Annotated in this window: 24 protein-coding genes and 1 pseudogene; 10 read left to right on the forward strand and 15 right to left on the reverse strand. The window is 68.6% G+C overall.

The features are described from left to right. Positions 1 to 312 (forward strand): annotated as a pseudogene (locus OQF71_RS08000) (hypothetical protein); the annotation flags it as partial. After that, a complete protein-coding gene (locus tag OQF71_RS08005; protein ID WP_280586948.1) occupies positions 309 to 1,127 on the forward strand; it encodes a hypothetical protein in 819 nt (272 codons plus the stop codon). The pseudogene OQF71_RS08000 and the gene OQF71_RS08005, both read left to right, overlap by 4 nt. Positions 1,128 to 1,170: 43 nt before the next feature. Here the strand turns inward: OQF71_RS08005 and OQF71_RS08010 are convergent, their stop codons facing one another. Further along, complete coding sequence (locus tag OQF71_RS08010; RefSeq protein ID WP_280586949.1) at positions 1,171 to 2,985, reverse strand: archaellin/type IV pilin N-terminal domain-containing protein; 1,815 nt, start codon at positions 2,983 to 2,985, stop codon at positions 1,171 to 1,173. Positions 2,986 to 3,109: 124 nt separating this feature from the next. Between OQF71_RS08010 and OQF71_RS08015 the strand changes: the two genes are divergently transcribed. The 3 genes from OQF71_RS08015 (at position 3,110) to OQF71_RS08025 (ending at position 5,111) form a co-directional block, all read left to right on the forward strand. Further along, positions 3,110 to 3,997, forward strand: a complete 888-nt coding sequence (locus OQF71_RS08015; protein ID WP_280586951.1) for an alanyl-tRNA editing protein — start codon at positions 3,110 to 3,112, stop codon at positions 3,995 to 3,997. 86 nt (positions 3,998 to 4,083) lie between these two features. Beyond that, positions 4,084 to 4,404, forward strand: coding sequence for a transcription factor S (locus OQF71_RS08020; protein ID WP_280586953.1), 321 nt, complete (start codon positions 4,084 to 4,086; stop codon positions 4,402 to 4,404). 92 nt (positions 4,405 to 4,496) lie between these two features. Next, complete coding sequence (locus OQF71_RS08025; RefSeq protein ID WP_280586954.1) at positions 4,497 to 5,111, forward strand: hypothetical protein; 615 nt, start codon at positions 4,497 to 4,499, stop codon at positions 5,109 to 5,111. Between the two features lie 24 nt (positions 5,112 to 5,135). On the opposite strand, the gene OQF71_RS08030 is transcribed toward OQF71_RS08025, so the two are convergent. From OQF71_RS08030 to OQF71_RS08045, 4 genes are all read right to left on the reverse strand, one after another. Continuing rightward, positions 5,136 to 5,660, reverse strand: coding sequence for a hypothetical protein (locus OQF71_RS08030; protein ID WP_280586955.1), 525 nt, complete (start codon positions 5,658 to 5,660; stop codon positions 5,136 to 5,138). Positions 5,661 to 5,732: 72 nt separating this feature from the next. After that, positions 5,733 to 6,104: a methylglyoxal synthase gene (locus OQF71_RS08035; RefSeq protein ID WP_280586956.1), complete on the reverse strand. Its 372-nt coding sequence runs from the start codon at positions 6,102 to 6,104 to the stop codon at positions 5,733 to 5,735. A 112-nt stretch (positions 6,105 to 6,216) separates the two neighbouring features. Then, a complete protein-coding gene (locus OQF71_RS08040; protein WP_280586957.1) occupies positions 6,217 to 7,902 on the reverse strand; it encodes a histidine kinase N-terminal 7TM domain-containing protein in 1,686 nt (561 codons plus the stop codon). A gap of 346 nt (positions 7,903 to 8,248) precedes the next feature. Next, the gene (locus OQF71_RS08045) at positions 8,249 to 10,174 is read right to left on the reverse strand and encodes a beta-CASP ribonuclease aCPSF1 (RefSeq protein WP_280586958.1); all 1,926 of its coding nucleotides are present in this window, start codon (positions 10,172 to 10,174) and stop codon (positions 8,249 to 8,251) included. Between the two features lie 233 nt (positions 10,175 to 10,407). On the opposite strand from OQF71_RS08045, the gene OQF71_RS08050 reads away from it, so the two are divergent. Beyond that, positions 10,408 to 10,917 carry a hypothetical protein gene (locus tag OQF71_RS08050; RefSeq protein ID WP_280586959.1) on the forward strand — a complete coding sequence of 170 codons (510 nt, stop codon included), beginning with the start codon at positions 10,408 to 10,410 and terminating at the stop codon, positions 10,915 to 10,917. Between the two features lie 2 nt (positions 10,918 to 10,919). On the opposite strand, the gene OQF71_RS08055 is transcribed toward OQF71_RS08050, so the two are convergent. The 6 genes from OQF71_RS08055 to OQF71_RS08080 all read right to left on the reverse strand — a co-directional run bounded on the left by OQF71_RS08055 (position 10,920) and on the right by OQF71_RS08080 (position 14,840). Next, the gene (locus tag OQF71_RS08055) at positions 10,920 to 11,822 is read right to left on the reverse strand and encodes an SDR family oxidoreductase (RefSeq protein WP_280586960.1); all 903 of its coding nucleotides are present in this window, start codon (positions 11,820 to 11,822) and stop codon (positions 10,920 to 10,922) included. A 65-nt stretch (positions 11,823 to 11,887) separates the two neighbouring features. After that, entirely contained in the window at positions 11,888 to 12,667 is a 780-nt protein-coding gene (gene psmA, locus OQF71_RS08060) for an archaeal proteasome endopeptidase complex subunit alpha (protein ID WP_280586962.1), read from the reverse strand. A 4-nt stretch (positions 12,668 to 12,671) separates the two neighbouring features. Beyond that, a complete protein-coding gene (locus OQF71_RS08065) occupies positions 12,672 to 13,151 on the reverse strand; it encodes an Rpp14/Pop5 family protein (RefSeq protein WP_280586963.1) in 480 nt (159 codons plus the stop codon). A gap of 7 nt (positions 13,152 to 13,158) precedes the next feature. Further along, a complete protein-coding gene (locus OQF71_RS08070) occupies positions 13,159 to 13,809 on the reverse strand; it encodes a class I SAM-dependent methyltransferase (protein ID WP_280586964.1) in 651 nt (216 codons plus the stop codon). Then, positions 13,793 to 14,542, reverse strand: coding sequence for an RNase P subunit p30 family protein (locus tag OQF71_RS08075; protein ID WP_280586965.1), 750 nt, complete (start codon positions 14,540 to 14,542; stop codon positions 13,793 to 13,795). Before OQF71_RS08075 ends, OQF71_RS08070 begins: the two co-directional genes overlap by 17 nt. 142 nt (positions 14,543 to 14,684) lie before the next feature. Next, on the reverse strand, positions 14,685 to 14,840 hold the full coding sequence (locus tag OQF71_RS08080; RefSeq protein WP_280586967.1) for a hypothetical protein: 156 nt from the start codon (positions 14,838 to 14,840) through the stop codon (positions 14,685 to 14,687). Between the two features lie 84 nt (positions 14,841 to 14,924). Between OQF71_RS08080 and OQF71_RS08085 the strand changes: the two genes are divergently transcribed. Together OQF71_RS08085 and OQF71_RS08090 are read left to right on the forward strand one after the other, a co-directional pair. Further along, positions 14,925 to 15,209: a DUF357 domain-containing protein gene (locus OQF71_RS08085; protein WP_280586968.1), complete on the forward strand. Its 285-nt coding sequence runs from the start codon at positions 14,925 to 14,927 to the stop codon at positions 15,207 to 15,209. Between the two features lie 288 nt (positions 15,210 to 15,497). Next, entirely contained in the window at positions 15,498 to 16,259 is a 762-nt protein-coding gene (locus tag OQF71_RS08090) for an IS630 family transposase (RefSeq protein ID WP_280586969.1), read from the forward strand. A gap of 407 nt (positions 16,260 to 16,666) precedes the next feature. Here OQF71_RS08090 and OQF71_RS08095 read toward each other — a convergent pair whose 3' ends face one another. Next, the gene (locus OQF71_RS08095; protein ID WP_280586970.1) at positions 16,667 to 17,446 is read right to left on the reverse strand and encodes an enoyl-CoA hydratase-related protein; all 780 of its coding nucleotides are present in this window, start codon (positions 17,444 to 17,446) and stop codon (positions 16,667 to 16,669) included. A gap of 70 nt (positions 17,447 to 17,516) precedes the next feature. Continuing rightward, positions 17,517 to 17,738 carry a hypothetical protein gene (locus tag OQF71_RS08100; RefSeq protein WP_280586971.1) on the reverse strand — a complete coding sequence of 74 codons (222 nt, stop codon included), beginning with the start codon at positions 17,736 to 17,738 and terminating at the stop codon, positions 17,517 to 17,519. Positions 17,739 to 17,885: 147 nt separating this feature from the next. On the opposite strand from OQF71_RS08100, the gene aroC reads away from it, so the two are divergent. Further along, a complete protein-coding gene (gene aroC / locus OQF71_RS08105; protein WP_280586972.1) occupies positions 17,886 to 19,073 on the forward strand; it encodes a chorismate synthase in 1,188 nt (395 codons plus the stop codon). Positions 19,074 to 19,100: 27 nt separating this feature from the next. Here the strand turns inward: aroC and OQF71_RS08110 are convergent, their stop codons facing one another. Beyond that, a complete protein-coding gene (locus OQF71_RS08110; RefSeq protein WP_280586973.1) occupies positions 19,101 to 19,310 on the reverse strand; it encodes a hypothetical protein in 210 nt (69 codons plus the stop codon). A gap of 74 nt (positions 19,311 to 19,384) precedes the next feature. Beyond that, the gene (locus OQF71_RS08115; protein ID WP_280586975.1) at positions 19,385 to 19,969 is read right to left on the reverse strand and encodes a TIGR04206 family protein; all 585 of its coding nucleotides are present in this window, start codon (positions 19,967 to 19,969) and stop codon (positions 19,385 to 19,387) included. Positions 19,970 to 20,088: 119 nt separating this feature from the next. On the opposite strand from OQF71_RS08115, the gene OQF71_RS08120 reads away from it, so the two are divergent. Continuing rightward, positions 20,089 to 20,959 (forward strand): nucleotide sugar dehydrogenase (locus tag OQF71_RS08120; RefSeq protein WP_280586976.1); only part of this gene is annotated, 871 nt, incomplete at its 3' end.

Consider the following 20,959-nt stretch of genomic DNA (forward strand, 5'->3'; position numbering starts at 1 on the left):
GCCGGCCAGACCGCCGTCGCGAACCTCGAGAGCGCGGACCGGCTCGCCCGCGCGGCGGAGGTCGACCGCCCGGCCGACGCCGACCCGCCGACCGTCGCCGTCGCCGTCGACCTGCCTGACCGGATCGCCGGCCGCCCCTATCGGATCGCGGTCGATACCCGGAGCGTGACGCTCCGGACCGACGATCCGGAAGCGGTCGCCGAGATCCCCCACGTCGTCTCCCTCCCCGTCGAACCGTCCCGCGTGCGGGGCGGTCCTATCCGGATCCGGTACAACGGCTCGGTCGGGCAGTTGGAGGTGACGGAGCGATGAGCCCGCGGCGGGACCGGACGGTCTCGGTCGGGGGGGTCGCCTCCCTCACCGCGGACGACCGCGGCGTGAGCGACGTCGTCGGGTACATCCTCGTCTTCTCGCTGATCACGATCACGATCGGGACCGTGTTCGCGGTCGGGATCACCGGGGTGGAGGACCGCCGGGAGGCCGAGCGCGTCGCCAACGTCGAGCGCGCGTTCGACGTGCTCGACGACAACCTCCGGGACGTCCAGCGGTACGACGACCCCAGCCGGGCGACGGAGATCCGGCTGGCCGGCGGCACCCTGTCGGTCTCGGAGGAGACCCGCGTCGTCCTCGCGAACACCAGCGATCCGGACGCGCTCGACAACCGAACGCTCGACCAGTGGTCGTCGCGGACGATCGCCTACGAGGAGGGCGACACGACGATCGCCTACGAGGCCGGCGCCCTCGTTCGCGGCGACGGCGACGGCTCGGTGATGCTCTCGGAGCCGCGGTTCGTCGCCGCCGACGGCCGGACGACGCTCCCGGTCGTCGCGCTGCTCCGCGGCGGCGGAGAGGAGGGCGTCACCGGCGACGGCACCGTTCAGATTACCGTGGCCGAGGACTCGAACGCCGACTCGGAGACCGCTCGCTTCGGCGCCGCGAGCGGCGAGACGCTGTACCTCTGGGTGGAGACGGACCACCCGGACGCGTGGGCGCGCTACTTCGAGCGCGCCGACGGATTCAACGACGCGACTCCCGCGGGGACCGACGGCCTCGCCGCGGCGGAGCTGTCCCACGACGACCTGGTGTACGTGCGAGAGACGGTCCGGATCGTCGGGCTGCAGCGCTGACCGGCGGGCGAAGCGGTCGAGTCGGCCGCGGAACCGCTTCCGCTCAGTCGTCCTCGATCGTCACCCGGTGGCGGGAGACGTGGAGGTGACTCACCACCGGAACGGACTCGCCCTCGAACGGATGGCGGCCGGTGAGCGACTCGTCGTAGTGGAGGCTGAGATCAGCATCCGTGAACCCGAAGCTCCCGGAGATGAACGAGCCCTTAAACGTCATCTGGTTTTTGAGCGTCACGTCGCTCGTCGGGGCGTACATGATCCCGGCGAAGTCGACCCCGTCGGTCTGGTTCCCCTCGAAGTAGATCTCGTCACCGCTCGAGTAGAGCCACATCTCCCCGGTCGCGTCGTTGTCGGCGACGATACTCGCCTCGTTTCTCACGGTGACGCCGCCGGTGTTGTACAGCTCGAAGCGGGTGTCGTCGGCCGTCGTGATCGACGCGTCGTTCCGCACGTCGATCAGCCCGCCGACGAACAGCTCGTTGCGGTTCACGCCCGTCGCGCGGAGGGTCGACCCGTCCCGCATCGCGACGTCGCCCTCGACGAGGACCGCGATATCGTCGCTCTCGTCGGTGTCGTCCTCGCCGACGAACTCGACCCTGCTGCCGTCGTCGCTCACGTCGAGTCCGCCGTTGACGTGGACGGTCGACCCGTTCTCGACCCGGAGCGTGCTACCGTTCGAGACCGAGACGTCGCCGTCGACGTACGTGTCCTCGCCGATCGTCCGGACGCTTCCGTCGTCGTGGACGAGTCCGCCGTCGATCGTCTTGCCGGATTCGAGGTCTTGGTCGCGGATCCGGTTCATCCGCTCGGTTATGGCCCCCGAGATGGGGTCCGCGCTGTCGAGCGAGTCGTCGGTCAGCATCTCACCGGTGACGTTCAGCTTGTCCTCTTGGCCGGACGGGATGTTGTACGACTCCGCGACGAGGTCGCCTCGGATCGTGATGATGTCGGTGCCACCGCCGCCGCCGGCCGTGAGGCGGAACTCACCGGTGGTCTCGACCACCGCCTTACCGCTCGCGTCCGAAGCGTTGTACGAGCCTTCCGTGGAGTCGTAACTGTCGGCGTACAGCGAGTCGATCCCCCCCGTGTCGAGTCGCGACCGACCGACGGCCGAGACGCTCGCACTGAGCGTCGGATGGACGGTCTCCGTGCGGAGCGCGACGCGGACCTCCGTGGGCGACACCTGCGTGACGTTCGCCCGCGTCCGGGTCTCGAAGAATCGCCCCCACGCCTCCGCGTACTCGCTCTCGACCGTGATCGTGACGTTCCCGCCGAGCAGGGGGTTCGAGACGTTCTCGGAGGGGAACAGCCCCTCCGGGTGCTGCGACGTGCCCGTCACGACCGCCGCGTCGCCGAGCCGTCCGTCGACGCCGTCGATCGTCACGAGGGGCAGCGTGAGGGTGTCGCCGCGGTAGTGGAACTCGGGTGGCGACACCATCCACGAGCCGTCGCCGTTCGACCGCCAGACGCCGCCGCCCTGGTACGCGACCCGGTCGCCGTCCCGCTCGTAGACGATGGCGCCGAGCGTGACGTTCTCGGTTACGGTTTCCACTCCGCCGGTCTCGTTTTCGGCCTCCACCTCGACGCGCATCACTCCCGACTCGCCGTCGACGCGCACGTCGGAGCTCCGACCGGGGTCGAGCCGGACGCGCTGACTCGTCGACCCGCCGTGCGCGACGAGGCTGGCCTTCGAGTCGAGCTGCGTCATCGCCCCCTCGATCCGCTGGACGTCGGCCGACGACTGCACGTCGTCGAGCGCGGTCGAACCGATCCCGACCGTTATCCCGACCGCCGTGATCGTGAGTCCCAGCAGAAGGACGGCTCCGATCACCTCGCTCTGAGCGCGGTCGGGACTGTTCATGCGGCCGCCTACCCCGGCTGCACTGATAAACGTCGACGTCCAAGTATCGGATCTGAGAGCGGTAATCGATCGCCCTCGACCGCCGAGCGCGCCACCTAAGCCGGCGGAGCCGCTCGGTACTGCTATGACCGAGGAGCTGTACCTCGCCGACGACACGGTGACCACGTTCGAGGCGACCGTCGACCGCGCGCTCGACGACCGCGTGGTCCTCGACCGGACGCAGTTCTACCCGACGGGCGGCGGTCAGCCCCACGACACGGGGACGCTCCGCGTCGTCGACGGAGAGCGCGAAGACCGCTGGCGGGTGGTCGACGTTCAAAAGACGGACGCGATCTACCACACCCTCACACCGGTAGACGCGGGGGACGACACGGACGGCGAGGCGGCGAGCGATCCCGGTGCGACGGCCGGCGGTGAGGCGGCGAGCGATCCCGGTGCGACGGCCGGCGGCGACGCCCTCTCTCCCCCTGAGCCCGGCACCGCCGTCGTCGGCGAAATCGACGCGGCGCGCCGGGCCGCCCACTCGAAGTACCACACCGCCCAGCACCTGCTTTCGGCGCTGCTGTTAAACGAATTCGACGCCCCGACGACCGGAAATCAGCTGTACGACGACCACGCGCACCTCGACGCGGCGTACGACCGGTTCTCCGAAGCGGACCTCGACCGCATCGAGGCGCGGCTCAACGAACTCGTCGCCGACGCACGTCCCGTGACGAGCTACGCGATGGACCGCGCCGAGGCGGAGGAGACCCTCGACCCCGAGCGCACCCGCATCGACCTCCTCCCCGGCTCGATCGAGGAGCTCCGGATCGTCGAGATCGGTTCGGCGGGCGCGGACGAAGCGGGTCTGGGTGTCGACGCCGACCCCTACGACCGTACCGCTTGCGCCGGGACCCACGTCGGTGACACCGCCGAGATCGGCGAGGTCGTCGTCACCGGTCGAGAGACGAAGGGGAGCGACGAGGAGCGCGTGCGGTTCGCGCTCGCCGAGGACCTCGACGGCGACGAGTGACGCGTCGGAGTCGAGCGACGCCATCGGGGACGCTCCCGCTCGCCCGCGATCCCGTCGTTTATATACGATCCGCGGTTGGTTCCGCCATGAAGTTCTGCGACGAGTGCGGCTCGATGATGAAGTCCGGCGAGGGCGAGGACCACTGGGTGTGCGGCTCCTGCGGCAACGAGATCGGCCGCGACGACGGCGACGACGAGTGGACCACCGAATCGCAGGTCGAGTCGGAGGTCATCGACGTGAGCGACGCGGAGGACAAGGGGCTCCCGCAGACGACCGCGCACTGCCCGGAGTGCGGCAACGACCGCGCGTACTGGTACATGCAGCAGATCCGCTCGGCCGACGAGTCCGAGACCCGCTTCTTCGTCTGTACCGAGTGCGAGCACAAGTGGCGCGAAGACGACCACTGAACCGCCCCAGATCGGCTGCGGCGACCCGATTCTCCGACGCTCCGACCTCCCGGCTCGCCCGCTTTTAATTACCTCGCCGGCGAACGGCGACCATGGACCCGCCCGCCGTGCCCGCGGACCGCCTCGACGGCTGGCGACGCGTCGCCGAGACGACGGACCGGCCGTTCGCCGCCGGTCCCGTCTCGGTGACCGCGGGCACGGTGCGATACGAGCGGTCTGACGCCCCGGCGCCGCGGCCGTTCTGTTTCGCGAGTCGCCTGCAGATTCGCCCCGAGACCGCGCCGAACGCCGCGCTCACCCGGCTCGTCGAGCGCCGGGCGCGGGAGGGGTTCCGCGACCGGCTCGCCGAGCGCGACATCGCGGCCGTCGAGCGACGCGGCGACCGCGGGATCGCGATCGACGACCCGGCCGCCTCGCGCGCGACGCTCTGGACCTTTCGAGGCGACTGCCGAGTCGACGAGGCCGGCGGCGACGGCGCCGTCGGCCCGGACGGCGAGGGGAACGCCGCGGGCGACGCGGTCCCGATCGAGGCGCTGCTCGCGGTGTGGGCGACGGACGAGTACCTCCTCGCCGGCGGCGCCTACCCGCTCTCCGCGGACGCGTATCCGAACGGCCGGAGCGCCGACGACGCGCGGCGGGAGCTGCTGGGGATCGTTCGCGGCGTTCGCTCGCCGGCGCGCGAGGGCGAGGGAACAGACGACGAGTAGCGGGCCGCGACGCCCGCACCCGACTCAGCAGTCCACGGAGCCCGCGCCCGACTCGATCGGGGAGCCGTCGTCGCGGTACTCCGAGTCGTCGATCTCGCCGCCGAACATCGGGAGGTTGAGTTCGTACGCGTACAGCACGTCGAACGCCGCGAACGGGTCGACCCCGTTCGCGACGGCCTCGCGGGCGGTGAGCCGGACCCCGGCGGCGAGCGTCACGATAGGGTTGTCGTCGAGCGTCCCGGCCGCCTCCACCCCGAACTCGTTGCCGGCGGCGGGATCGGTCAGGACGGAGAGGTGGACGATCGCGTCGATCGTCGCGCCCGTCTCGCCGATCGATATCGGATACCCCTCTCCCGCGAAACAGCGCGTCGGCGGTGTCACGGCGTCGCCCTCCGCGAGCGGTCCGTCGGGAGCGTCACCGGTCGTGGTGTCGCCGCCCGGCTGCGTCGCCGCCGCGCCGCCGACGGCCGCTCCGCTCGCGGCGAGCGCCGAGGCGAGGAGCAGCGCGGCCGCCAGCACCCCGAGCCGGACCGTCGGGTGACGAGTCATCGGGTCAGGCTACGACGGACGCACCTAAAACGCCGCGGCCCTCTCTATCCGATCTGATACTCGGACGCGGCGTCACGTCGACCCGAGTAAGCCCTCGACGAGCAGCTCTCCGGAGGCGACGTTGGTCGCCAGCGGGATGTCTTTCACGTCGCAGACGCGCAGCAGCGCGGAGATGTCCGGCTCGTGTGCCTGCGCCGTGAGCGGGTCCCTGAGGAAGACGACGCCGTCGATCGCGTCGCTGGCGATCATCGCACCGATCTGGAGATCGCCGCCGTACGGGCCCGAAGCCTGCCGGTTCACGGCGAGACCCGTCTCTTCTGTGATGCGTTTCCCGGTCGTTCCCGTCGTCACGAGCTCGCAGTCGTCGAGGACCGCGGCGTGTTTCGTGACGAACTCGACCATCTCGTCTTTCAGCTCGTCGTGGGCGATGAGCGCGATGCGCATACCGGGCCTACTCGGTCACGGCTCTTAAAAGGCCACGCGACCGTCGGGGAGGCTCACGCTGACGTCGGACCCGCCCGACCCGCCGTCACGGATTCCCGCTCCGCCGGACCGTTTATACGGGCGATTGACTCGCCGGCAGCTGCACCGTTACCGTGGTCCCGTCGTCGGTCTCCGTGAACGCGAGCGATCCGTTCACCTTCCGAACGATCCACGTCGCGAGCCAGAGGCCGACGCCGCTGGCGTGTTCGAGCGGCGTCTCCGTTCCCTTGTCGATCGGCTCGATCTCGTGGTCGGGGATCCCCGGACCGTTGTCCCTCAACCGAAGCCGGACGGCGTCGCTCTCGCCTTGCGCCTCGCTCGTGATCGAAATCGTCACTCGCGGCCGCTCGGTGTCGTTGTGTTTGATCGAGTTGGTGAGTAGCTCGTCGAGCGCCGAGACGACGACCTCGCCGGCGTCGACCCACGCGGATTCCGTGCAGTCGAGCGTGATCGCGACCTCCGGATGTCGGCGACGCTTGGACGCGACCAACTCCTCGATCTCCGCCGCGAGATCGACCACGTCCCCATCTGACTCCTTCAGGCGATCGGTCAGGTGAGAGAAGCGTTCGTTGCGCTCGATCATCGTCTCGATCGTCCGTTCGATCGTTTCGAGGCGTCTCCGGGCGTCGGGGTCCGTGACGTCCGCTCGGAGGAGCGACGCGTTCCCCTGGATGGTGGTCGCCTCATTCCGGAAGTTGTGTCGCAACAGTCGATTCAGAACCGCTAGCTGTTGCTCCCGCTGCCTCTGGTCCGTCACGTCCCGAAGGCTGATCAGTCGCCCTGTCAGCGTCCCGAAGCCGCGCTGAATGGGAGAGACCCGCACGTCGTAGTACTGAACTGCACTCTCCTCTCGACGTTCGAGCTCCGTCTGGAGCGTTCCGCCGCCGTTCGACGCTCCGTCAATCACGTCGGCGAGGGCGGGGAACGCATCGTCCAGCGGTCGACCGACCACCTCCCTGATCTCCCCGCCTAGGAGGGACTCCGCGGCCGGATTTCCGTCGACGAGTCGGTCCCGCTGATCCACGACGAGGACCGCGTCGGTCATGCTCTCGATCAGTTCGTCGCGGGCTACTTCGCGGACCATCGGAACGATATCGAGCAGCCGGTGCCGAACGGTGATGACGACCAGCACAGTGCCGGTGATCGAGAAGCCGATGATCGTCGTGTCGAGCGCGGGAGGCGCGGCTCCGAGGAGGAACACCCCGTTGCCGATCCACGGGGAAAACACCGCAACCAGCAGTCCGATCGCCTGACTGCGGAACAGGTGGTCGGAACGGATCAGCAGCCGGAGGATTAGGACCGTTCCGACGAGCAAAAGCAGATACGAGTACGCCGAATGGATCCAGAACACCGGTCCGGGGGTGGACGTCAACCCGCTCAGCGACCCGTACGACACGAGACCCATCGAGGTTCGAAACAGTCCGTGGCTTCCGTTCGTCCAGATCGCGAACAGCACGAGCGACGGCTCTACCGACAACAGGACCACGGTCCGTCTGGTTACCCACGTGCTCCGACCGGTGTACACGAGCACGAAGAGCAGCCACATGGCGATGACGACGACGACCCCGCCGTATTGAACGTTCGCCCAGAATACGGCCGTCGAAAGGCCGGAACTGACGAGCTCGCCGACCTTACCGGTCGCCCAGAGGGTGACGCCCGAAAGCAGTACCCCGAGCGGAAGCGCACCCCCAATGTCCCGGTTCCGCAGGGCGATGACTGAGAGGGGCGCCGACAGCCCACCGGCCACGGCGATCAGCACCAGATATAAAAGATGATGCGATGACATTAGGGGTCTGTGTGCGACATACTCGTCGGCTCTCTACTCGGATTCGGACCGCTTGGTCCTCGGTGTGTATCGGCCGGGGAAACCGAGCGACGGCCCCACGGGTGCCCTCCGGTGAGACACCGCGACGGGTGCGCCGCTCGCCGCTCGCCGCGGCGAGGTCATGTACAAATTTCCGTCAGAACGATATAAAAAGGCCCGTGTTAAAATATCTCGGTCAATATTTGGAACTCCGAGACCGGTTCTGAAACCCCGGTGTCGGCGAGTCGAACCCGCGTGGCCGAATCGGCCGCCCGACCAGCGCCGCTCCGCCCGGTGTGACCTACTTGAACCGGAACGTCTCCAAGTTCTTCGGCGCGAACGTCCGCATGTTGTAGTCGTGGTACAGCGCCGAGGAGAGGTCCTGCACGGAGCGCTCGTCGCCGTGGACGCACAGCACCTTCTCGGGCCGCGGATTCATCGTCTTCACGAAGTTCTCCAACCCCTGCCGGTCGGCGTGGCCGGAGAAGCCGTCGACGACCTCGGTCCCCATCTCTAGGGTGAGGGTGTCGCCGCGGCTCCCGCCGCCCCAACCGTCGACCGGGATCTCGTCCCAGCCGTTCTGGATCCGGCGGCCGAGCGTCCCCTGCGCTTGGTAGCCGACGAAGACGAGGTTCGAGTCCGGGTCGGGACCGATGTGGCGGAGCCACGACATGATCGGTCCGCCCTCGATCATCCCGGAGGTGGAGATGATGATGCACTCGTCGCCGTCGGCGACGTCCTGTCGCTCGTCCTCGCCGGCGTCGATGTGGTTGAACTGGTCCGCGAGGAACGGGTTCTCGTCGTCGTGGAAGATCCGGTCGCGGAGGTCGTCGCGGAGGTACTCGGGATAGGTCGTGTGGATCGCGGTCGCCTCCCAGATCATGCCGTCGAGGTGAACGGGCATCGTCGGGATCTCGCCCTCGCGCATCGCCTCCTCCAAGACGAGCATGATCTCCTGGGAGCGTCCCACCGCGAACGCGGGGATGACGACCTTCCCGCCCTGCTCGTAGGTCTCGTTGATGACGTCTTTGAGCGCCTCCTCGGAGTCGGCCTGATCGGTCTGGTAGTCGTCGCGGCCGCCGTAGGTGGACTCTAAGACGAGCGTCTCGACCCGCGGGAAGTCGTTGACCGCGCCGTTGAACAGTCGGGTGTCCTCGTAGTGAATGTCGCCCGAAAAGGCGACGTTGTAGAGCCCGTCGCCGATGTGGAAGTGCGTGACGGCGCTCCCGAGGATGTGGCCCGCGTTGTGGAAGGTGAGCTTCACGTCGGGCGCCACGTCGGTGACGTCGCCGTACTCCAGCGGGATGGTGTGTTTGATCGCGTCGCGGACCTGCGCCGACTCGTACGGGGGCGTCCGCCCCTCCTTGGCGGCGACGTCGAGGTAGTCCAGCGTGAGCAGGCCCATCAGGTCACGGGTCGGCTCCGTGGTGTAGATCGGGCCGTCGTAGCCGTATTTAAAGAGAAGCGGGACCAGCGCCGAGTGGTCGAGGTGGGCGTGCGTGAGGACGACGGCGTCGAGCGTGGCGGCGCCGGCGCCGAGCGCCTCGGGGACCTGCAGGTACGGCACCTCGCCCTCCGCGCCGGGCTTGTCGCCGCAGTCGATGAGGATGCGCGTCTCCGGCGTCGAGAGGATGAACGCGGCCCGGCCGACCTCGCGGCAGCAGCCGAGCGTCGTGATCCGGACCCACTCGTCGTCGGACATCTCTTCGCGGTGGATCTGGCGGCCGACCCGCTCGAGGATGTCGCGGCGCTCCTCGCGCTCGGTCTTCAGGAACCCGCGCACGTTCGAGACGGTGGAGGACTCGATCGGCGGCGTCCGAACGACCTCGGGGGTCCAGCCGACCTCCTGAGTGATCTCCCGCAGCGTGGAGCCGCGGCGGCCGATCACCATCCCCGGCTTCTCGGCCTCGATGACCACCTCGCCGGTGTCCTCGTGGAAGTCGAGGTCGGTCACGCCGGCGTCCTCGGGGATCACCTCGCGGACCTCCTCCTCCGCGCGCGCCGGCGGGGAGAGGGCGCTGGGGTCGGGGCGGACCGTGATTCGTTTCCGGAGCTTGGAGGCGAGCCGGCGGATCAGGTCGCCGTCGCCGGCGAACCGCTTCGGGTCGCGGGTGTACACGACCAGCTCCGGGCCCTCGTACTTGACATCGGTGACCGTGATGTCGTTCGGAATCTCCTGTTCGATCTCTGATTTCAGGGTATCGAGCTGCTTGTCGACTTGACTCATATCTTACCGCGGGTAGTGGGGTCGCCGCCGCCGTCGAGTCGGGCCGGGTGCCGGTACGTGGCTCGTCGCCGAACGGTCGACCGTGACGGGGTAGGCATAGTGGTAGTACTGTCCGTAGGTGGTACCGTGCGGGAACAGCCAGCGAAAACCCGCTTAGATGGACGTACACCCCCGTTGTTATAAAACCCTTCGCAAAGGGCAAGCCCCTTGCCCGCCGGCGCGTACGCGAAGCCATGCGCGTCACCCCGGAGACGGTTCGCGAGGAGTACGCGTGGGTTCGCGACCGCGCCCCGGTCGTCGTCCCCGTGATCAACGAGACCCGCGACCGACTCGGGACGCTGTTCGAGACGGAGGTCGATTCCGTGACTCCGGAGGCGTACCGCCGCGAGGTCGACGCCGTCTTCGCCGACGGCGAGGTCGCCGTCAACGTCGCCGGCTGCGTCGCGCTCCTCCGCGGCCTCGACGTCGCCGGCGACTACCCCGGCTTCGTCGTCGACGAGGTCCTCGGCCGCGAGTTGGCGGCGACGATCGCCGGCGGTCGCCCGCTTTCGCTGCTCGCTCAGGCGACGTTTCACTTCGTCGACGTCCGCGTGAGCGAGGACGAGACCGCCGACGGCGCGGGCGCGGCCGGCGCCGACGACCTCGACGCCGCGCTCGCCGCGGGCTTTCAGACGCGGCTCCCCGGCTGGGAGTGGCGGGAGGGAGAGAGCCCGTTCGCGGTCGGGTCGGACCTCGACGACTGACGCTACGACGTGAACTTCCTGACGAACTCGTACCCCCGATCGAGCAGCGCGTCCGGGAGGAACCGCGCGAGCACGCCGACGCGGGCGGCGGTCCCCGGCTGGACCCGCGCCGGGGGGCGCGTCGCGCTCGCGGCGTCGTAGATCGCGCCCGCGACGAGCTCGGGTTCGACCGCCCCGGGACCGCCGCCGCCGACGAGCTTCGCGTCCTCGAACAGCGCGTAGAACTCCTCGTAGGCGGCGGAGCGGTCGACGCCGTCGTCTCCTGACTCCTCGTTCTCTGTTCCGTCCTCCCCGTCCGGGTCGACGCCGGCCTCCGCCTGCGCGCGGTTCGAGAAGTTCGTCTTCACCGGGCCGGGTTCGACGACGACGACGTCGATCCCGTGCTCGGCGACCTCGTTGCGGAGCGCGTCCGACATCGCCTCGACCGCGAACTTCGAGCCGCAGTACACCCCGCCGCCGGGGAACGAGACGCGCCCGGCGACCGACGAGACGTTGATAATCGTGCCGTCGCGCTCGCGGCGCATCGCCGGTAGCACCGCCCTGGTGAGCCGGTGCGGCCCGTACACGTTCACGTCGAACTGCTCGCGGACCTTCGCGGTCGGCACGTCCTCGATCGGTCCGAACTGGCCGTACCCCGCGTTGTTAACGAGGGCGTCGATCGCGCCCTCCTCGTCGAAGATCCGGTCGACGACGCGGTCGACGTCGGACTGGTCCGTCACGTCGAGCGTGGCGAGCTCGCAGCCCGCCTCGCCGAGCGTCTCGATGTCCGCGGGGTTCCGCGCGGTCGCGTACACCGTCCACCCCTCGTCGTTGAACGCGTGCGCCGCGGCGCGGCCGATACCCGAGGAACAGCCGGTGATGAGTACCGTCTTCTGCACGCGTCGTCGGTCGGCCCCCGTCGGCATAACTCTCCCGACCGGGAGGCGGTCGGCCGCGGCCGTCAGTCAAAAAGGCGACTGCGGCGGGTCGCTTACTCCTCGTCGTCGTCCGCGTCGTCCGCAGTCTCGTCCTCGTCGCTCGCGAGCAGGTCGCGCTCGTCGAGGATCGCCTCGATCTCCTCGTTCGACCGCTCGGTGTAGCCGTCGTCGTCGCCGACGGTGATGGTGGCGACGCCGACGCCGTCGGGCGCCAGTTCGCCGTCGTTCGACTGCGCGAGGGTGTCGAGCGCGAGCTCGACCGCCTCCTCGGTGGAGATGTTCTCCTCGTACTCCGCTTCGAGGTAATCTCGGAGGTCGCTCCGGTCGGAGCCGATCGAGAGCGCCTGCCACTCGTAGGGGGTGCCGGAGGGGTCGGTCTCGAAGAGGCGCGGCTCGCCGTTCTCGATCCCGCCGACGATCAGCGCGACGCCGAAGGGGCGCGCGCCGCCGATCTGCGTGTACTGCTGGATGTGATCGGTGATGTTCTTGGTGAGCGTCTCGATGCCGATCGCCTCGCCGTAGCGCAGGCGGTTCACCTGCGCCTGCCGGCGCGCGAAGTCGATGAGCTGGCGGGCGTCGGCGACGTGGCCCGCGCTCGCGACGGCGACGTGGTCGTCGGCCTTGTGGAGCTTCTCGATGCTCTCCGGCTCCATCAGCGGGGAGCGGGCGCGCTTGTCCGCCGCGAGGACGACGCCGTCCTCGGCGCGGACGCCGACGCTCGCCGTCCCGCGTTTCACCGCCTCCCGGGCGTACTCGACCTGGTAGAGCCTGCCGTCGGGAGAGAAGATGGTGATTCCTCGGTCGTACGCCTGCTGTTGGGATTGACCCTGCATGATATCACTCGATGTCGAACGCCGCCGCGCCGACGTAACCCGACTCGGCCCACACGTCGCACGCGTCCTCGCGCACGACGGCGGGTCGCTCGGCGTCCCGAAACGCGACGTCTCGCTGTGTAGAATTAGCGCCCGCGCGACCCATATATCTTTCCTCACAGGCACGTACCGTCCCCGATATCCCACGGACGCGGATCCCGACCGGGTCGCCGTCGACCTCGCTCACGCAGGTGATCGCCGCTCGGGCGTCGTCGACGTGTCCGTGCCGCACCTTTATCACCGCCTCGCCGACGCCGTCGTCGTGCGCGAACGAGAGCAGCGTGAGGTCGGCGTCGGCGCTGCCGGCGTCGCCGATCAGGTTGCCGGCCGCGTACCAGAGCGCGCGCTGGAACGCGCGCCGTCCGAGGTCGACATCGGGCCACGTCTCGATCTCGACCGCGACGTACCGCCAGCGCGGCCGGAGGTGTTTCGGGAGGTGTTTCACGGCGCGGTCACCCGGAGAGCTCGGCCCCGGGCTCGCCGTCGCCCCGGTCGCCGAGTCGTTCCGCGACGATCACGGCGACCTGATCGTGGACCCGCTCGACCGCGGTCACCGCGAACCCCTCGGCGGTGAACGCCTCGACGAGCGTGCCCACGGTGGCGGGGTCGTCGACCTCGGGGCCGTAGAACGGCGCCTCGGGGTCCGGATCCTCGAAAAAGGCCACGTCGCCGAGGACGATCCGACGGGCGCCGGTGGCGGCCATCTCGCGGATCGCCTCGCGCTTCTCGTCGTCGCCGAGGTGATGGAGGGCGAAGTTCGAGGTGACGACGTCGATCCGCTGGTCCGGGTCGACCTCGGGATCGCGGAACTCGCCGTACGCGAACTCGACGTTCGCGAGGTCGCGCTGATCGGCCTTGCGGCGCCCCTCGTCCATCATGCCTTCGCTGATGTCGCGAGCGAGCACGCGATCCGCGTCGGGCGCGAGCGCCAGCGCGATGGCGCCCGTGCCGGCGCCCAGATCGAGGACTGCGTCGTCGGGGTCCGGGTCGGCGTAGTCGACGACGAGGCTCGCGCAGGCGTGGTACTCGTCGCTCTTCGAGTCGTCGTACTCGGCGGCCTTCTCGGAGAAGCGCGCGGCGTGCTCCTCAACCGTCTTCTTCATACCTGCCACGTCGGACCCCCGGCTCTATGAAGGCCTCGGAGCGCCGCTCCCGGTTGCGCGCCGCGATCGACTCCCACGCTCGGAGTCCCCCCCGTATCCACTCGGGATCGAAGCCGACGGCTTCGGCGGCGGCGACCAGCTCGCGCGGCGCGCGGAGTTCGAGGTGCGACCGCGGGTTCGCGCTGACGACGTGGGGCGCGTCGTAGTAGGTGACGATCTCGCGGAGCTTCCGGAGGTCGGAGAGCGCCCGCACCCGCTTCCCCCCGCTCGCGCGGAGCAGCGGGCCGAGGTCGAACTCCACGTGGACCCCGTTGTCGCGGGCCGCCTTCGCGAGGACGTGATTGAAATCGCCCGGGCCGTCCATCGGACGCGCGAGCACGTCGACGCGCGGCTCCTCGACCGCGAAGCGGTTGAGGCCGTCGTCGCCGCCGACGAGGCAGACGACGGTGCGCTCGGGCCGGTAGTTTCCCACCGCGCCGGAGGCGCTCGTGGCGTCGTCGGCGTCGATCTCGACCGCGTCGACGACGTCGACCCCGTGCGCCTCGCGGAGCGCGGCCGCCTCGCCCGAGGGCTCGCCGTCTTCGCCGGCCTCGTTGCCGGCGTCCCCGCCGGCCGGAGGGAGCGCGTCCCGCGTGCGGACGACGATCCCGTCGTAGCCGTACCGCGCCGCGGTTGCGGCGTGGCGGGCGACGGTCGCGTCTCCGTCGGGATGGGCGTGGACGGCCTCGTACATGGCCGTCCGTTTCGGCTCCGGTGGTATCGTCGTTGCGCTTTCGGAACGACGACGGCGATCACACGGTCCGGTTCCGCGGTCACTCCCGCGGGGGTCGCTCTCGCGTCTGCTGCCACTGCGGTCGCGGGTCCTCCGGGGTGAGCTATCCCCCGAACCCCTCCGGGTCCGGCTCGTCGAACGCCCCCCGCCTCGATCGGTCGACCGCCGCCTTCGCGAGCGCGAACGGGACCACGTACGCCAACGCGATCGGGTCGAGGCCGCCGCGGCCGCTCGCCGTCGGGCGACGGAGGGGCGACATCAACGGACGTACCGGACGCGAACGGCATAAACCTCCCCCGGTCGCCCCGACGGACTTTTTGTCGGGTCCCCGCAACTCCGGCGCATGAGCGCCGATCTGGAGGAGAAGACGGACCGCTACGAGCGGATGCTCGCCGACGCGCTGGCGGTCGCGGAGCCGCGGCCGCCGGCCGACACCCCTCTCGGCGAGGCAGCGGCCGATATCGTCGAGATGGCGGAGTCGTACCTCGACGACGGGCGATACTTCCGCGAGCGCGGCGATCCGGTGAACGCGCTGGCCTCGTACTCGTACGGCTACGGGTGGCTCGACGCCGGCGTCCGGCTGGGGCTGTTCGCCGTCCCCGAGGACACCGAACTGTTCACGACGTGAGTGTTCACGACGTGAGCGTTTACCGCGTGTGGAGTGACACGAGCGTGAGTGTCTCGTCGTCACCAGCCGATCGCTTATAACCGGTCGCTGGCAGGTCCGCGGTGAACACCTCCAAAGCCCCGGCCGACCGCAACCGCCTCGAACCTCGCGCTTCCCCGGCCTCGCGGTGCGCGCTCTCCGAGCGCTCTCCGAGCGCTCACCGCGTCCAGCGAGAATCGAAGATTCTCTGGCAGCTGGCGCGTTAGTGATAGTCGCAAGTTTTGTAATATTTGAGTGAGAGCATGAAATATGCCTGGACCGTCGAAAGAACTTCTCAATCATCTGAGTGAAGAGGAGATCGACGAGGCGATCGATCAGGCTCAATCAGACGAGGAACCTCGTGTCGTCCGACGATTGTGCTTGATCAAAAACGTCTATCTCGGTGATACGATCACCGAGGCGGCGACGCGTGTCGGCGTCTCGACACCGACCGCGAGCCGCTGGATCGACCGCTGGAACGATGGCGCTGTTGACGGCCTTCGACCAGAATTCGGTGGTGGACGCCCCTCGAAACTCGATGAGCACCAACGCGAAAAGCTTCGAGAGGTGCTCGAACGGCACCAACCGCTCACCACCCGCGAAGTTCAGCGGCTTATCGAAGATGGATTTAATGTATCTTACTCACAGCGACATTTATCGCGACTACTCAAGGATCTTGGACTTAAATATTCGATTCCTCGACCAGAATCGCCGGATCGCCCTGACGATGCTGAAGAGCAGCTCGAAGAGCGGCTCGAGGCCGCTCTCGCCGATCTTGACGACGACGCGGTAACTGACGGCGGTGTCGTCGGATTTCTCGACGAAGCGTGGCCTCGACCAACAGACAACAGCCGGCGGTTGTGGGCATTCGAGAAACCAACGATTCGAAAAGAGACGCCGACAGAGAATTTTGACGATGTCGTTTTCGGATTTTACGCGCTCAACGGAACGAGTGTCGTCGACTGCAAAGCGGATTTACGTAAGGAATCCGTAGGCGATTTTTTCCCACAGGATCCGCGAGAAGAATCCTGAGCGACCGATCATCATCGTTTGCGACAACTTTTCGTCTCATTTTGCTGAGCATGTCGATAAAGTATCAGAACAGCTCGATCTGACAAGAGTAGCATTGCCACGGTATTCACCAGATCTCAATCCAATCGAACAGATCTGGAAGAGTGTAAAACGCGATCTGTCGCCACTTGATGCATCCGATGTAGAAACGTATCGAACGCTGATCCGTGACATTTTTCATAAGTATACTCACCGGCTCAGCTTTGCAAGAGCGTGGGTTGACCGCTTCTTATCCTTTTGAAAGTTATGACTATCAATAAAGCCCGGCTGTCAGCGGGAGCGTCGGCCCCTCCCTACTCGCGGTCGCCGTCGGCGACCGCTCGGAGGCGCGCCACCGTACTCGCGCTGGTTCCGGGGCGCAATTGAGACTACTCGAACTCCGGCTCGCGCTTCTCTAAGAACGCGCGCATCCCCTCGCGCTGGTCGTGGGTGCCGAACAGCCCGGACCACGCCCGACGTTCCAAGGCGAGCCCGCCCCGCTGGCTGCCGTCGTGGACCGCGTTGAGCGCCTCCTTCGCGGCGCGCACGGCGAACGCCGGCTTCGCGGCCAGCTCCCCGGACAGCTCGTCGATCCGGTCGTCGAACGCGTCGTCGGCGACCACTTCGCCGACGAAGCCGACTTCTGCCGCCTCGGTCGCGTCGATCCGCTCGCCGAGGAAAACGAGCCGCTTGGCCGTCTCGTCACCGACGAGCCGCGAGAGCCGCTGGGTGCCGCCCCAGCCGGGAATGATGCCGAGGTCGATCTCGGTCTGGCCGAGCACGGCGCTCTCGGCGGCGACCCGGAGGTCACACGCCAGCGCCAGCTCGCAGCCCCCGCCGAACGCGTAGCCGTCGATCGCCGCGACCGTCGGCGCCGGGAACGACCCGATGGCGTCGGCGACGCGGTGGCCCAACTCGGCGTACGCCTGCGCCTCCGGCGTTGACAGCTCCACCATATACGAGATGTCCGCGCCCGCGACGAACGCGTCGTCGCCCGCGCCGGCTATCACCAACACACGAGCGCCGGCCGCCTCGGCCTCGTCGAGCGCCGCTTCGATCGCTTCGAGCGTGTCGACGGTGAGGGCGTTGAGCTGTTCGGGGCGGTCGACGGTGAGCGTCGCGATGTCGCTGTCGGCGTCGATGTCGAGCGTGATCGTGTCCCACGTCATACCGGACCGTCACGTGGAGGCGTGAAAACCGTTCGGCAGGCGGCACCGTTGCGGGCGCGACTGAAACGCGTCAGATCTCCTCGCGGCTCTCGATCTCGCTGTAGATGAACCACGCGCTGATGTACGCGCCGATGAACAGCAGGTAGCCGACCACGAGTCCGACGAGCTGGCGGGAGCCGAGCCCGTCCGGCAGCGTCCGCGAGAGGATCCCCAGCGCCACGGCGAACACGACCAGCGAGAACAGGCCCGAGAGGGCGTACACGCCCAGATCGGAGGTGAGACGTTCGCGCACGGACCTACCAACGCCGTCATTTTATAAACCGCCGTCGGTCGCGGCGAGGCATCGACCGCCCGGCGCTCCTCCCGGACGCGACCGACCTGCCGCCCGTCCGGTTGCGCGGATTGCAACCCCTATATGCCCCCGGCCATACGTGAGTGTATGAACGGGAACCGGTTCGGTCGGCTCTTCCAGCTGACGACGTACGGTGAGAGCCACGGCGACGCGATGGGCGTGACGGTCTCGGGCGTCCCCGCAGGGGTCGAGCTCGACGAGGAGGCGATCCAGGCGCAGCTCGACCGGCGCAAGCCGGGTCAGTCGATGATCACCACCTCCCGGGGCGAGCCCGACGAGGTCGTCGTCAACTCCGGCGTCCAGGACGGCTACACCACCGGGACGCCGATCGGGATGGTGATCCAGAACAAGGACGCGCGCTCGGGGAAGTACGAGCCGTACGTCACCGCGCCGCGTCCCTCGCACGGCGACTACACCTACTCCGCGAAGTTCGGCACGCGCAACTGGGGCGGCGGCGGGCGCTCCTCCGCGCGCGAGACGGTGAACTGGGTCGCGGCCGGCGCCGTCGCCGAGCAGGTGCTCGACGCCTCCGACTACGACGTGGAGATCAAAGCCCACGTCAACCGCATCGGCGACGTCGAGGCGGACGAAGTGAGCTTCGAACAGCTCCTCGCGAACAGCGAGGAGAACGACGTGCGCTGTGCCGACCCCGAGGCGGCCGCCGAGATGCAGGAGCTGATCGAACGGTACCAAGAGGAGGGCGACTCCATCGGCGGCTCCATCTACTTCGAGTGCCGCGGCGTCCCGCGCGGGCTCGGCGCGCCGCGGTTCGACAGCTTCCCCGCGCGGCTCGGGCAAGCGATGTTCTCCATCCCGGCGACGACCGGCGTCGAGTACGGGCTCGGAAACGATGCGACCGACGTGGCCGGCAGCGAGCGCAACGAGGACTGGACGTTCGACGACGGCGAGTCGCACGACCACGTCGAGAGCGAGGAAGGCGACCCGGTCCCAGTCGGCAACGACCACGGCGGGCTCCAGGGAGGAATCACCACCGGCGAGCCGATCTACGGCGAGGCGACGTGGCACGCGCCCACCTCGATCCCGAAGAAGCAGCGCTCGGCCGACTGGGAGACGGGCGAGGAGAAGGAGGTACAGGTCGTCGGCCGGCACGACCCCGTCCTCCCGCCGCGGGCCGTTCCCGTCGTCGAGGCGATGCTGTACTGCACGGTCCTCGACTTCATGCTGCTCGCCGGTCGAATCAACCCCGATCGCGTCGACGGAAAACCGGGGCAGTACGACACCGACTACCACCCGAGCAGCCCGGACAACGAGTAACGGATAGCCGTCGTCGGACCCGGCGTCTCACTCCTCCGGCGACCACTCGCAGGCGTTCCCCGCGGTGAGGCCGCGCTCGTCGATATGCGCCGCGAGGCAGGCGTAGTTACAGAAGTAGGCGGGCGAGCCGCAGCGGTCGTCGCAGTCGCGCACGCAGATCGGGTCGTGATCGAAGATCCGCGAGTCGCAGTACGCGCACGTCTCGTCGGCGTCGGGCGTCGCCACGGTCGTGGACATATTTGAGGCGACGGACCGGCCCGTCGAAAGCGTTTCGCGGCTGTGTGCGCGTCGCGTCGAGAGCGGTGCCCGGCTCACGCCGCGACGATCGCGCGGAGGTCGCTCCCGTACCCGATGCCGGCGACCGCGAGCGTCGCGACCGCACCGACCGGGAGCACGGTGAAGAGGCCGGACGTGGTTCCGACGCCGAACCGCGTCGCCAGCCCCACCGAGACCCACAGGCTCGCGGCCGCCGCCAACACGAGCAGGCCGCCGGTGACGCGGCGGTCCTCGCGACCGAGCGCGACCCCGGCAGCCGCGCTGGCCGCCGCGAGGAGGTGAAAGCCGATCGCGAGCGGCCACGCGCGGATCGACGCCGGGAGCGCGGAAAACGGCCGCGACTGGTCGAGGAAGTAGTCCCAGACGGGGTACCCGCCGAGGGCGACTCCCGACTCGGGGACGGCGGCGTTGAGGAACCCCCAGAGGCTCACGACCGTCAGATCGCCGCCGACGGAGATGACGGCCATCGGAACCGCGAGGAGGGCCAGGACGAAGGCCCATCCGGCCCGCGCGACGGGGCTCCGCGCGCTCGCGGCCGGATCGTCGTCGGCTCGGCTAGCGTCACCCCGGTCGGCGTCGGATCGCTCGACGCCGACGTCCCCCGCGGATCCCTCAGACATATCCACGTCTCCGGGTCGCGGCGGGAAGAATTGTCCGGGGTCGGTGTCGCCGTTTCCGCGTGCATCCGCCGACGGGCGGACGCGCAACGCTCTTTGTGTCGGGGGTCGCTTGCTTCCGTATGCGAGTCACCGTCGTCGGCAGCGGGTACGTCGGAACCACTCTCGCGGCCTGCCTCGCGGACGCGGGCCACGACGTCACCGCGATCGACATCGACCCGGACGTCGTCGACACGCTGAACGAGGGCCGCGCGGCGATCCACGAACCGGGCCTCGACGACCTCTTGGCCGAGCACGTGGGCGATCGCCTCCGCGCGACGACCGAGTACGACGGCGTTCCCGACGCCGACGTGACGTTCCTCGCGATCGGCACCCCCTCGCGCGAGGACGGGAGCATCGACCTCGGTCCCCTCACCGCGGCCGCCGAGATGACGGGCGAGGCGCTGGCGGGAGCGGACGGGGACGCCTCGCCCGGCGACGACGCGTCCGCCGGCGACGACCGCCACCTCGTCGTCGTCAAGAGCACGATAACGCCGCCGGGCGTCGGTGAGATCAGGGAAGCGCTCCACGCGGGGGCCGGCGACGCGGCCGACCGCGTCGAGCTCGCGACGAACCCCGAGTTCCTCCGTGAGGGCACCGCAGTCGACGACTTCCAGCACCCGGACAAGCTCGTCTTCGGCACCGACTCCGACTGGGCGACGGAGCGGTTGGAGACGCTCTACGAGCCGCTGGTCGCCGCGACCGACGGCGACGTCCCGGTCATCCGGACCGACCCCGAGACCGCCGTGATGATCAAGTACGCGAACAACGCCTTTTTAGCGTCAAAGATCTCGCTGGCGAACGACCTCGGGAACGTCTGCAAGCGGTTCGGCATCGACGCCTACGAGGTGATGGACGCGGTCGGCCTCGACGACCGGATCGGGGCGAAATTCCTGCGTTCGGGGGTGGGATGGGGCGGGAGTTGTTTTCCCAAAGATGTCGATGCAATTAGGG

This window comes from Halorubrum sp. Boch-26 (assembly GCF_029889805.1).
Classification (GTDB): domain Archaea; phylum Halobacteriota; class Halobacteria; order Halobacteriales; family Haloferacaceae; genus Halorubrum.